A 13,122-nucleotide genomic window follows, 5' to 3' on the forward strand; every position below is an offset into this window, starting at 1 on the left:
CTATGTCTAAAGAATATGATTTAGTAATTCTTGGTGGAGGAACTGCAGGTTATGTATCTGCAATACGTGCTTCTCAACTTGGAAAAAAAGTAGCAATAGTAGAGAAATACAAAATTGGTGGGACATGTTTGCATAAAGGTTGCATTCCGACGAAATCGTATTTAAAAACAGGTGAAATTTTAAGATATATTAACCATTCGAATGAATATGGTATAAAAACAGCTTCAGCAGATTTTGAAATGACAGATATCGTTGCGAAAAAAGATGAAACAGTTTCAACTATGTACAGTGGTGTTCAAAGCCTGATGAAGAAATATAAAATAGATATTTATGAAGGGAATGGCACAATACTAGGACCTTCACTGTTTTCACCTCAAGCTGGAACAGTTTCCGTTGAGTTTGAAAATGGAGAATCAGAACTTCTTGTGAACAATAATGTGCTTATAGCAACTGGATCTCGACCTGTTGAATTACCATTTTTAAAATTTAATCATCATACAGTCATTTCTAGTGACGATATGATGCAATTAGAAAGTTTACCTCATAATATTTTAATTATAGGTGGTGGTGTAATTGGTCTTGAATTTGCTTCATTATTGAATGATTTAGGAGTAGAAGTTACTGTCATTGAAGCAGGTGATTCTATCATTCCTAATGAGCAACAAGAAATTAGTAAGACAATTAAACGCTCATTTGAAGAGAATGGTATTAAAATATATGAAAAATTGCCATTGTCAGAAGAAAATATTCTTGTCCAAGATAATCATGTTGAAGTTCAGATTCAAGATAGTAACGAAACCTTTGATAAAGTATTGGTCGCTGTTGGTAGAACACCAAACACTGAAGAGCTTAGCTTAAACAATACTAAAATAAAAACTGATGATAAAGGCTATATAATTACGAATGATGTTTATCAAACTGATGATAAACATATTTATGCTGTTGGAGATGTAATTGGTAATTACCAATTAGCCCACGTTGCAACAAAAGAAGGGACAATTGCGATTGAACATATGTTCGATCAAAATCCAATTTTGTTAGACTATTTAACAATACCTAGATGTATTTATACAAATCCAGAGGTGGCTTCAATTGGCATGACTGAACAAGATGCTAAAAATGAAAACATTTCTTTTAAAAAATTTAAAGTGCCATTTAAAGCTATTGGCAAATCTGTAATTGAGAACAATGGATTAGGTGAATGTATTTTAATTAAAGATATTGAAAATGAAAAAGTGCTCGGTATTCATATGATTGGTGCTAAAGTAACAGAATTGATTAATGAAGCAGCTCTATTTACATTTATGAATGGCTCAACTGAAGAATTAGCAACTACTGTACATGCACATCCATCTATAGGAGAAGTGCTTATGGAATTAGGACTAAAATCTGAGAATCGTGCTATTCACGTCTAAAGAGGAGAGATTAGATGTTAGATTATAAGACTGTCGGATTAACGCATGAAGACTTAAAAGAAATTTATAAATGGATGTTATTAGGAAGAAAAATTGACGAAAGAATGTGGTTACTAAACCGTGCGGGTAAATTGCCATTCGTCATTAGTTGCCAAGGTCAAGAAGCAACTCAAATTGGTACATATTTTGCTTTGAAAGATGAAGATGTATTAGCACCTTACTATAGAGATTTAGCTCTAGTAACTGCGCGTGGTATTTCAGCTGAAGAATCTATGTTAGCTGCATTTGCAAAACAAGGTGATACGTCAAGTGGTGGTAAGCAAATGCCTTCACACTTCAGTAAAAAAGATTTAAATATCCTAACACAAGGATCATGTGTTACTACACAAGTGCTGCATGCAGTTGGAGCAAGTTTGTCATTAAAAATGGATGGCAAAAAAAGTATTGCTCTTGCGACTCTTGGTGAAGGTAGTACGAGTCAAGGTGATTTTCATGAAGCTATGAATTTTGCAGGTGTCCATAAATTACCTTATATTTGTATCATTGAAAATAATAAATACGCTATCTCAGTACCAAGTCACTTGCAATATGCGACAGATGACCTGTCGTCAAGAGCAGCAGGTTATGGTGCTTTTGGAGAACAAGTTGATGGTAATGACCCAATAGCTGTTTATGAAGCTGTTAAGCGTGCAAGAGAACGTGCAATAAATGGTGAAGGACCAACCTTGATTGAAGCTCTATGTAGTAGGTTGACGCCTCACTCATCAGATGATGATGATAATTATCGTCCTTCAGATGAAATGAAACTTGAAAAAGAAAATGACTGTATGATTAAATTCAAAGAATATTTAGTTGAAAATGAAGTTGCTAATGATGCGTGGTTTAATCAAATTGAAGAAGAAATTAAACAGGAAATAAATACTGCTACAAAAAATGCTGAAAAAGCACCTTATCCACTACCTGAAGAAGCTTTAACACATGTATATGATCAAGGAGGCGAAAAAAATGCCTAAGTTATCTTATCTTGATGCAATTAATCAAGCAATGGACCAAGCAATGGAAAAAGACAATAATGTATTTGTAATTGGAGAAGACGTTGGCCTTAAAGGTGGCGTATTTGGTGCTACTAAAAATCTATATAATAAATACGGTAATGGCAGAGTGTTAGATTCACCATTAGCAGAATCTAATATTGTGGGTGCTTCAATTGGAGCGGCTATGATGGGAAAAAGACCTGTAGCAGAAATTCAATTTGCTGAGTATATCGTTCCAGCGACTAATCAAATCATTAATGAAGCTGCAAAAATTAGATATAGATCAAATAATGATTGGGATTGTCCGCTTACGATAAGAAGTCCTTTTGGTGGAGGAATTCACGGTGCGCTTTATCATTCCCAAAGTATTGAAAGTATATTTTGTTCAACTCCAGGTTTAAGAGTTGTTATTCCATCAAGTCCATATGATGCTAAAGGCCTATTACTTGCATCAATAGAAGACAACGATCCTGTATTGTATTTTGAACATAAAAAAGCTTATCGATTATTAAAAGAAGAAGTACCTGAAGAATACTATACTGTGCCATTAGATAAAGCGGATGTTAAACGAGAAGGATCTGATATTACAGTGTTTACGTATGGTTTATGTGTAAACTATGCACTTCAAGCAGCTGAAATATTATCAACAGAAGGTATCGATGCTGAAATTGTGGATTTACGTTCAATATATCCATTAGATAAAGAAACTATTATTAATTGTGCGAAAAAGACTGGTAAAGTATTGGTTGTTACAGAAGACAATTTAGAAGGTAGTGTTATAAGTGAAGTTTCAGCTATAATAGCTGAAAACTGTTTGTTTGACTTAGATGCGCCAATAGCAAGACTTGCAGGTCCAGACGTACCAGCTATGCCATTTTCACCGCCAATGGAAGACTTCTTTATGATGAATCCAGAGAAAATAGAACAAAAAATGAGAACATTAGCTGAATTTTAGGAGGTTAAATTATGGACGTAAAGATGCCGAAACTTGGAGAAAGTGTTCATGAAGGTACAATCGAACAATGGTTAGTTAAACCCGGAGATACGATTGAAGAATATGATGCATTATGTGAAGTGATTACAGATAAGGTTACAGCTGAAGTACCTTCAACATATAGTGGTACAATTAAAGAAATCGTTGTCGAAGCAGGCGAAACTGTTGATGTTGGGACTATTATTTGTCGTATGGAAGTAGAAGGCGATATTCCAACAGATGAAAATGTTGGTTCTTCTGAAGTAGTTCATGATAGCTTACAAGTAGCAGAAACTGATCAAGAAGATAATGTTGCTAACAAAAATAATTCAGATAATAAATTAAATAATGGTCAATATTCACCTGTTGTATTTAAATTAGCAAGTGAAAACAACATTAATTTAGAGAATGTAAAAGGTACTGGCAACCTAGGTAGAGTGACAAAGAAAGATATTTTAAATGCGATTGAAAATGGTACGGTTGATGTATCTAACACTCAACAAAATGTTGAAGAAAAAACGACTGAAGTATCCAATGCGAGTTTCCAAAACGTATCAAACGAAAGTACAAATATACCTGGAGATTCTGTTCCTATAAATGGCGTAAGAAGAGCAATAGCTAATAAAATGGTTCAAAGTGTTAATGAAATTCCACATGCTTGGATGATGGTTGAAGTAGACGCTACAGATCTTGTTAAAACAAGACAGCATCATAAAACTTCCTTCAAGCAAAATGAAGGTTATAATTTAACATTTTTCGCATTTTTTGTTAAAGCTGTAGCAGAAGGTTTGAAAAAATATCCAATGCTTAATAGTACTTGGGCGAATGATGAAATTAAAATTCATAAAGATATAAACGTTTCTATAGCAGTTGCAAGTGAAGATAAATTATACGTTCCAGTTATTAAAAATGCAGATGATAAATCTATTAAAGGTATTGCAAAAGAAATAAATGATTTAGCTACTAGAGGTAGAAAACATCAACTCACTTCTCAAGATATGCAAGGTGGAACTTTCACTGTGAATAATACAGGTTCATTTGGATCTGTTTCTTCTATGGGAATTATTAATTACCCTCAAGCAGCTATTTTACAAGTAGAATCAATAGTAAAAAGACCAGTCGTTGTAAATGATATGATTGGCATACGCGATATGGTCAATTTATCTTTATCAATTGATCATAGAATATTAGATGGTTTAATGGCTGGTGAATTTTTGAAATATGTAAAAGAAAGAATACAAAGCATGACTGTTGAGAACACTTCTATATATTAATGAAACCTTGTCATTGTTTTAACTTTAATTCTCCTGTAAAATAGACTTATCTATTATTACAGGAGGCTTTTTATATGGAAATGGATTTCAATTTATATATGAATGATGTAGTCAGTTCTGCTCGAAATGAGATTGAATCAGCAGGTTACAAACAATTAACATCAAAAGAAGAAGTTGAAGAAACTTTTAATAAACCAGGAACAACATTTGTGATGGTAAATTCAGTTTGTGGATGTGCAGGTGGTATAGCTAGACCAGCAGCTCAACACGCACTACACTATGATAAATTACCTGATCAATTAGTTACAGTATTCGCTGGTCAAGATAAAGAAGCTACAGAAACTGCTAGAGATTACTTTGAAGGTTATCCACCATCAAGTCCATCATTTGCATTTCTTAAAGATGGAAAAATTGTTAAAATGATTGAAAGACATGAAATTGAAGGACATGATCCAATGAGTGTTATTACAAACATTCAAGCATTATTTGAAGAACATTGTGCAGAATTATAAAGGATTGGTTAATTTCCTATGCAAATAAAACCGTATAGAATTGGTTATAGAACTTTAAAGACTGCCTTAGGGATGACATTAGCTGTCATCCTTTCTCAGTTAATAGGATTAGATAATTACGCTTCAAGTGCAATTCTCGTTGTACTTTGCATTAAAGATACAAGGATCAAGTCTTTTGAAGCAGCTATATATCGTTTTATAGCGTGTTTCATAGCGATAATGATAGGATCTGTATTTTTCACATATTTAGGTAGCACACCTATAATATTAGGGATAATGGTTTTATTATTTATTCCAGTCACAGTTATGGTAGGCGTTCAAGAAGGAATTGTAACGAGTTGTGTTATAATTTTACATTTATACATGGCTAAAACAATTGATTTTCACTTAATCATAAATGAAATTTTATTACTAATTATAGGTATCGGTATTGCATTAATCATGAATATGTTTATGCCTAGTTTAGATCATAAACTCAATCAATATAAAAGAAAAATTGAAGATGACTTTATTATTATTACTTTTGTATTTAGTGAATCCTTAAAAGACCCTAACAAAAAAATAAATACACCTTCATTTGATCAAGTATCTCAAAATATTAAAAAAGCTAAATCATTAGCGTTCAGAGAAGTTAAAAATCATTTTGTTAGAAATGAAAATTCTTACTATCATTATTTTGATATGAGACAAGAACAACTCTCATTATTGAAACGCATGAAAAATTTGATTGAATCAATGCAACACAGTAATCACGCTCATTATTTATGTAGTGAATTAATGCTTGATGTTTCTCAGAATGTTCAAAGTAAAGATTACTCATTAATGAGATTGCATAGTTTATACGAAATAAAAATTAAATTACAATCTATAGACTTACCTAGAACTCATGAAGAACTCGAAAGTATAGCAGCACTCATTCAATTATTAAATGAAGTTGAGGAATATTTATTAATCAAATCACAATTTGGTAGTTTGAAAAAATAGTAAGTTTATAAGTTAATATTTTAAAAAAATCACCCAATCCGAAAATGAATTCAATGGATTGGGTGATTTATTTTGAGAAAGATAATTATATCTCGCTATTTTTAGTTTATGATAGTAGAAATGGCAAAACACCAGATAGTACTAATGCTGCAACTATTGCTACTAACATTACTATGATGACTATTTTACGAACTTTCTTGTTTAGCATGGAAACCCTCACTTTGAACAATAATTTTGTATATATTTATTAACTATTATACACTAGTTAATGAGATATTTAAATAAATGAAATGAGGGACCATCATGATCAATGAAGAAAGATTACTTAATACATTCTTAGAATTAATAAAAGTTGATTCTGAAACTAAAAATGAAAGAAAAATTGCTGACTTACTTAAACAAAAATTTACTGAACTAGGTTTAGAAGTTAAAGAAGATGATTCAGCAACTGAAACGGGTTATGGGGCAGGAAACCTAATATGTAAATTAAAAGGTCAGGATAGTAGCAAAACTCCAATTTATTTTACAAGCCATATGGACACAGTAACTCCTGGGAATAATATTGAACCGGAACTACGTGAAGATGGTTATATATATTCAAAGGGTGAAACAATCTTAGGATCAGATGACAAAGCTGGATTGGCAGCGATATTAGAAGCAATCAAAGTTATGCAAGATGACAATATCAAGCATGGAGATATTGAATTTATCATTACTGTTGGCGAAGAATCAGGACTAGTAGGTGCTAAAGCATTAAACCCTGAAGACATAAATGCTAAATTTGGTTATGCAATTGATGCTCCTGGTAAAGTTGGAACAACAGTTGTTGCAGCTCCAACTCAAGCTAAAATTGAAACAATTATTAAAGGAAAAACTGCTCATGCTGGATTAGAACCAGAAAAAGGAGTATCTGCAATAAATATTGCTGCTAAAGCTATTAGTCATATGAGTTTAGGAAGAATTGATGAAGAAACGACTGCTAATATTGGTAGATTTGAAGGTGGTACAGCTACTAATATCGTTAGTGACCACGTATATATACTTGCAGAAGCTAGATCATTAAATGACGAAAAAATGAATCAACAAGTATCACATATGAAAGAAGCTTTTGAAAAAACAGCAGAAGAATTTGGTTGTACTGCTGAAGTAAATGTACAAATCATGTACCCAAGCTTTAATTTATCTGAAAAAGATGAAGTTGTAAAATTAGCTATTAAAGCGTCAGAAAAAATAGGTCGTCAACCAGAACTTGTAAAATTAGGTGGCGGTTCAGATGGTAATATTATAAGTGGATTTGGAATACCTACTGTAGTATTAGGTGTTGGTTACGAATATATTCATACTAAAAATGAACGTATGCCAGTTGAAGAATTACAAAAAATTACAGAGCAAATAGTCGCAATATCTGAATTAGCATAAAAAACACTAATGTAAACGTATTCATTTAATTTTAAGGTGCTATAAGACGCGAAACCAATTCAAATTATGTTAAAATATACTAGAAAATGAAAAAAAGTGAGGTTAATTTCATGACACAACAAATAGGCGTAGTTGGTTTAGCTGTAATGGGTAAAAACTTGGCTTGGAATATTGAATCACGTGGCTACTCAGTCTCAGTATATAACCGTTCTAAAGAAAAAGTCGACCAAATGGTTGAAGAATCAAAAGGCAAAAATATACATCCGAACTATTCTATTGAAGAATTCGTAGATTCATTAGAGAAACCAAGAAAAATTTTACTTATGGTAAAAGCTGGTGAAGCAACAGATAAAACGATTGATAGCTTATTACCATTATTAGATAAAGGCGATATTCTTATTGATGGTGGAAACACGAACTATTTAGATACTATTCGTAGAAATCAATTCTTAGACGAGAGTGGAATAAACTTCATCGGTACTGGCGTTTCAGGTGGAGAAGAAGGTGCATTAACTGGACCTTCAATCATGCCTGGTGGACAGAAAGAAGCTTATGATTTGGTAGCACCAATTTTAGAAAGTATTTCTGCAAAAGCATCTGACGGATCACCATGTGTGACATACGTTGGACCAGATGGTGCGGGACACTATGTGAAAATGGTGCATAACGGTATTGAATATGCAGATATGCAATTAATTGCAGAAAGTTATGACTTAATGAAACGTGTATTACACATGGATCATAAAGAAATTGCAGAAACATTTAAGTCATGGAATACTGGCGAATTAGAAAGTTATCTTATCGAAATTACTGGTGAAATCTTTAACAAATTAGATGAAGATGGAACACCATTAGTTGAAAAAATTATGGATAAAGCTGGACAAAAAGGTACTGGTAAATGGACTTCAATTAATGCTTTAGAATTAGGAATTCCATTGACTATTATTACTGAATCAGTATTTGCTAGATTTATTTCATCATTTAAAGATGAAAGAGTTAAAGCAAGCACTGCATTTAATCCAGAAGTTACAGAATTCGATGGAGATAAAGAGGCATTCTTAGAACAAATCAGACAAGCACTTTATATGAGTAAAATTTGTGGTTATGCTCAAGGGTTTGCTCAAATGAAAACTGCGAGTGAAACAAATAACTGGGACTTGAAATTAGGCGAATTAGCTATGATTTGGAGAGAAGGTTGTATCATTCGTGCTCAATTCTTACAAAAAATCAAAGAAGCTTATGATAATGATAAAGATTTAACGAACTTATTATTAGATCCATACTTCAATGATATTGTTGCTAAATATCAAGGTTCATTAAGAGAAGTGTCAGCAACAGCTATAAAAGCTGGTATTGCAACACCAGGTTTCTCTTCAGCTGTAAACTATTTCGATAGTTATAGATCAGAAGATTTACCAGCCAACTTAATTCAAGCACAACGTGATTACTTTGGTGCACATACTTATGAGCGCAAAGATAAAGAAGGTATTTTCCACACTGAGTGGACTAAATAAATAGAGTTTGGAACATATTTCCTAACTCAAAATAAATAAGCATATCACTAAACTGATTTTTTAAAGTTTACAGTGATATGCTTATTTTTTATAAAATCTTTCGATTTTGTTCGTGCATTTGCCAGAGTGTATGGTTCGAGCCTGTAGTCTCTCACGCATACTATTCCCTCAGGCGTCCGCACTTTACAAAATCGTTAACAGTATCTATTTATATAAAATCTTTTGATTTTGTACGTGCATTTGCCAGAGGGTATGGTTCGAGCCTGTAGTCTCTCGCGCATACTATTTCCTCAGGCGTCAGCACTACAAAATCGTGATAAATAATTATTTTTATACAAAAAAGCACTTTCGTATAATTTAATTAATAATAATAAAAACTAAATTAACGAGGTGCTTTCACTTATCATTTTGATTAATTCAATCTTTTATGATCGATTGGAACCCATAGTTGTACTTTTGATATTTCCTGATTAAAGTTAACATCTAATGGGTAAACTTCTACGTAAAAGTCATCATGCAAATAGGGCATTTTAAGTTGCCATTGATTTTCAATATGGTGCCAGGCTTCACTTACTACAAAATCTAATTCACCTTGTAAATTAAATGTTGCGAAGTGATGTCCAGGTAAATAATAATTATCTAAATGACCTGGGTAGCGATCACTAGGAACACCCACAAATACTTCTAGTCCATCTATAAGTGGTCTTCTAACAATAAATAATTGATGGGGTTTTACATCATTATATTTAATGAAATCTTCGATATATTTATTTTCTAATAACATTTCTAATAAATCAGGTATTAAAAAATGATTATCTAGTTCGTTTGAATGATAATGATGATTCTTACCAACTAATTTTAAATCATCTTTATACTGTAATGAATAATTTAAAGGTTCCGTCTCAGTTGCTGTTAACTTTATAGATACACGTTTTTTGATTTTTAACATAGATTGATGTGTCTTTGTTTGTAAAGGACTTATACCATGATATTCATTATAATCATGTGCGAAAGTGTTAGCGTCTTTATAGCCATACTTAAGTGCAATATCTAGTATTCTTGAGTGACCACCAAGTATATCAAAAGCCGCTTCTGTCATTTTTCTCGCATTTTGATATTCAATAGGCGTCATACCAATCACCATTGTAAATGTTTGATTCAAATGAAATGGTGATTTGTCTACATGTTCACTTAAAGTTTGCAAATCAATATTGCTCAGTAAATGGTCTTCTATGTACACAATCGCTCTCTGTAAAACTTTAATTACTTCCAATGTTCAGTCACTCCTGTTGGTAGAAAGATTAGTTAATATCGTCCCACCATTTAAATCCATCGATAGACAATAATAGCTGACTTTTTATTGGTCCATTAGTGCCAGCTCTATAATTTGGGAATGGTGCTTTATCATTGTCCCACACATTTTGTATTACATCTACATATTTCCATGTAGCTTTTAGTTCTTCCCAATGAGTGAAGTTGGTAGCATCGCCTTTAAGACAATCAAATATTAGATTCTCATATGCATCTACGGTGTTCATTTTATCTTGAGCACTCATTGAATATGATAATTGTACTGGTTCAGTTTCAATGCCTTGAACTTGTTTTTTAGCATTTAAATGTAATGATAAACCTTCATTAGGTTGGATGTTGATAACTAATAAATTTGATTCTAATTCTGAATCACGGTCATAATATAAGTTCATAGGTACTTCTTTAAATTCAACAATAACTTGAATACCTTTTTTCTTCATTCTTTTACCAGTTCTAATAAAGAATGGTACGCCAGCCCATCTAAAGTTATCGATTAATAATTTACCTGCAACGAAAGTAGGTGTGTTAGAATCATCAGCCACTTTCTCTTCTTCTCTATAACTTTTAACTTGTTCTCCGTCAATTTGACCTTTGTCATATTGTCCTCTAACAAAGTTTTGTTTTACTTCTGATTCATTTAGAGGTCTTATAGAACGTAAAACTTTTACTTTTTCATTTCTAACGTCTTCACTATTTAAACTAATAGGGGGTTCCATTGCTAATAAAGCTACCATTTGTAACATGTGATTTTGGAACATATCTTTAAGTGCGCCACTATTTTCATAATAGCCTCCACGATCTTCGACACCTAAAATTTCAGATGAAGTTACTTGTACGTTTGAAATGTATTTATTATTCCATAATGGTTCAAACATAGCATTAGCAAATCTTAACACTTCAATGTTCTGAACCATATCTTTGCCTAAGTAGTGGTCTATTCTATATATTTCTTCTTCTTTAAATGATCGTCTTATTTGTATATTTAATTCTTCTGCAGATGCTAAATCAGTACCAAAAGGTTTTTCTATAATTAATCTTTTGAAACCGTCAGTCTCAGTTAAGCCAGATGATTTTAAGAAGTCAGTTACAGTTCCGAAAAATTGAGGTGCCATAGCTAGATAAAATAATCTATTGCCTTCTAATTGATATTTAGAATTTAATTCATTTGAAAAAGTTAATAACGCTTCATAACTAGAAGGGTCACTCACATCATGTGATTGATAAAATACATGTTCCATAAATTCATCTAATTTATCTGTATCTTGAACATGCTTTTCTACTGAAATTTTAATTTCATTTCTGAATTTTTCAGTAGACCAATCTCTTCGTCCAACACCAATAATTGCAATGTGGTCATCTAGTTGGTTTTGTTGATATAAATGAAAAATAGATGGGAATAATTTACGATGACTTAAATCACCTGTTGCCCCAAATATTGTAATTAAACATGGGATATTTTTAGTTTCGGTTGTCATTTATTTACCTCGATTCTCTAACTTTGTTGCTATTTACAATATCATTTATTATAACATGTTACTAATTGATATTCTTCAATTTAAACTGTTAATTTTCAATTTATTCAGTAATTTGTATAATAACAGGTTTATTTATGTATTTTTATAAATCGCAGTTAAGAACATGTTATAATAATTTCGTAAGGAGGAAGACGATGGAACTAACATTTTTAGGCACAAGTGCCGGACTACCGACTAAAGAAAGAAATACACAATCTATTGCCTTTAATTGCCTTCCACATGAAAATCAAATTTGGTTATTTGATGTAGGAGAAGCAACTCAGCACAGAATATTGCATACAGGCATAAAGCTGGGTAAGGTAAGTCACATATTTATAACGCACTTACATGGTGATCATATATTTGGATTACCTGGATTATTAACGAGTCGTTCCTTCCAAGGTGGTAAAGATAAACCGTTAACGATAATAGGGCCAAAAGGAATTGCAAAATTTATTCATACGGCTCTAGAAATATCACAATCAAATTTAAATTATCAAATTACAGTAAATGAGTTTAATACAGAAACTGAATTAAATGTAGATAGTTTTCATATTCAAGCTTTGCCTTTAAAGCATGGTATTTTATCTGTTGGTTATAGAATTACAGCACCAGACATAGAAGGTAAATTAGATGTAGAAAAGCTTAAGGCTTTAGGTATTGAACCTGGCCCAAAATATCAAGAAGTTAAAGCTAATGAAACATTCGAATATAATAATCAAACTTATCAATCAAAAGATTTCAAGGGACCAAAGAAGAAAGGTAAAGTTATCACGATATTTGGAGATACTATGCCTTGTCAAAATGAACTAATTCTAGCTAAAGATGCAGACGTAATAGTGCATGAAACGACATATATAGAAGGCGATAAAAATTTAGCTAATTCTTATTTTCATAGTCATATTGATGATGTATTTCAATTAATGAGAGATGAAAACGTTAAAAAAGGATTGTTCACACATTTATCTAATCGATATGAACTAGAAGATATAAAAGAAATAGAACAATCCTTAATAAAAAATACAGATCAAGAATTTTACTTTGTAAAAGATTATGATCATTTTCAAATATAAATAAGAAGTCTTCTATAAATATGTAGTAATAACTATTGAGATAAAAACAGATTAGGCTTAATCGAAAAAAAGATGAAAGTATCGTATTGATACTTTCAT

At 31.9% G+C, this 13,122-nt stretch carries 12 protein-coding genes; 9 read left to right on the plus strand and 3 right to left on the minus strand.

The features are described 5' to 3' along the window. The first annotated feature begins 2 nt into the window (after positions 1 to 2). The 6 genes from lpdA to B2G86_RS02645 all read left to right on the plus strand — a co-directional run bounded on the left by lpdA (position 3) and on the right by B2G86_RS02645 (position 6,192). Positions 3 to 1,415, plus strand: coding sequence for a dihydrolipoyl dehydrogenase (gene lpdA, locus B2G86_RS02620; protein ID WP_078356588.1), 1,413 nt, complete (start codon positions 3 to 5; stop codon positions 1,413 to 1,415). 14 nt (positions 1,416 to 1,429) lie between these two features. Beyond that, positions 1,430 to 2,428, plus strand: a complete 999-nt coding sequence (locus tag B2G86_RS02625; RefSeq protein ID WP_078356589.1) for a thiamine pyrophosphate-dependent dehydrogenase E1 component subunit alpha — start codon at positions 1,430 to 1,432, stop codon at positions 2,426 to 2,428. Then, entirely contained in the window at positions 2,421 to 3,404 is a 984-nt protein-coding gene (locus tag B2G86_RS02630) for an alpha-ketoacid dehydrogenase subunit beta (RefSeq protein ID WP_078356590.1), read from the plus strand. Before B2G86_RS02625 ends, B2G86_RS02630 begins: the two co-directional genes overlap by 8 nt. Before the next feature lie 11 nt (positions 3,405 to 3,415). Continuing rightward, positions 3,416 to 4,696, plus strand: coding sequence for a dihydrolipoamide acetyltransferase family protein (locus tag B2G86_RS02635; RefSeq protein WP_078356591.1), 1,281 nt, complete (start codon positions 3,416 to 3,418; stop codon positions 4,694 to 4,696). 74 nt (positions 4,697 to 4,770) lie between these two features. Beyond that, complete coding sequence (locus B2G86_RS02640; RefSeq protein WP_078356592.1) at positions 4,771 to 5,208, plus strand: BrxA/BrxB family bacilliredoxin; 438 nt, start codon at positions 4,771 to 4,773, stop codon at positions 5,206 to 5,208. 18 nt (positions 5,209 to 5,226) lie between these two features. Then, positions 5,227 to 6,192, plus strand: coding sequence for an aromatic acid exporter family protein (locus B2G86_RS02645; RefSeq protein ID WP_078356593.1), 966 nt, complete (start codon positions 5,227 to 5,229; stop codon positions 6,190 to 6,192). A gap of 106 nt (positions 6,193 to 6,298) precedes the next feature. Here B2G86_RS02645 and prli42 read toward each other — a convergent pair whose 3' ends face one another. Then, positions 6,299 to 6,400, minus strand: coding sequence for a stressosome-associated protein Prli42 (gene prli42, locus B2G86_RS13280; protein WP_157946502.1), 102 nt, complete (start codon positions 6,398 to 6,400; stop codon positions 6,299 to 6,301). 95 nt (positions 6,401 to 6,495) lie between these two features. On the opposite strand from prli42, the gene B2G86_RS02650 reads away from it, so the two are divergent. Together B2G86_RS02650 and gndA are read left to right on the plus strand one after the other, a co-directional pair. Then, on the plus strand, positions 6,496 to 7,611 hold the full coding sequence (locus tag B2G86_RS02650) for a M20/M25/M40 family metallo-hydrolase (RefSeq protein ID WP_078356594.1): 1,116 nt from the start codon (positions 6,496 to 6,498) through the stop codon (positions 7,609 to 7,611). A gap of 110 nt (positions 7,612 to 7,721) precedes the next feature. Continuing rightward, positions 7,722 to 9,125: an NADP-dependent phosphogluconate dehydrogenase gene (gndA, locus tag B2G86_RS02655; protein ID WP_078356595.1), complete on the plus strand. Its 1,404-nt coding sequence runs from the start codon at positions 7,722 to 7,724 to the stop codon at positions 9,123 to 9,125. 412 nt (positions 9,126 to 9,537) lie between these two features. Here gndA and B2G86_RS02660 read toward each other — a convergent pair whose 3' ends face one another. Both B2G86_RS02660 and zwf read right to left on the minus strand, forming a co-directional pair. Continuing rightward, positions 9,538 to 10,398 (minus strand): effector binding domain-containing protein, encoded by an 861-nt coding sequence (locus B2G86_RS02660; RefSeq protein WP_078356596.1) that lies wholly within the window; start codon positions 10,396 to 10,398, stop codon positions 9,538 to 9,540. Positions 10,399 to 10,426: 28 nt separating this feature from the next. Continuing rightward, positions 10,427 to 11,911, minus strand: a complete 1,485-nt coding sequence (gene zwf, locus B2G86_RS02665; RefSeq protein ID WP_078356597.1) for a glucose-6-phosphate dehydrogenase — start codon at positions 11,909 to 11,911, stop codon at positions 10,427 to 10,429. Positions 11,912 to 12,105: 194 nt separating this feature from the next. Between zwf and rnz the strand changes: the two genes are divergently transcribed. Next, positions 12,106 to 13,023, plus strand: a complete 918-nt coding sequence (gene rnz / locus B2G86_RS02670; protein ID WP_078356598.1) for a ribonuclease Z — start codon at positions 12,106 to 12,108, stop codon at positions 13,021 to 13,023. The last annotated feature ends 99 nt before the right edge of the window (positions 13,024 to 13,122 follow it).

Source organism: Mammaliicoccus fleurettii (assembly GCF_002018435.1).
Classification (GTDB): domain Bacteria; phylum Bacillota; class Bacilli; order Staphylococcales; family Staphylococcaceae; genus Mammaliicoccus; species Mammaliicoccus fleurettii.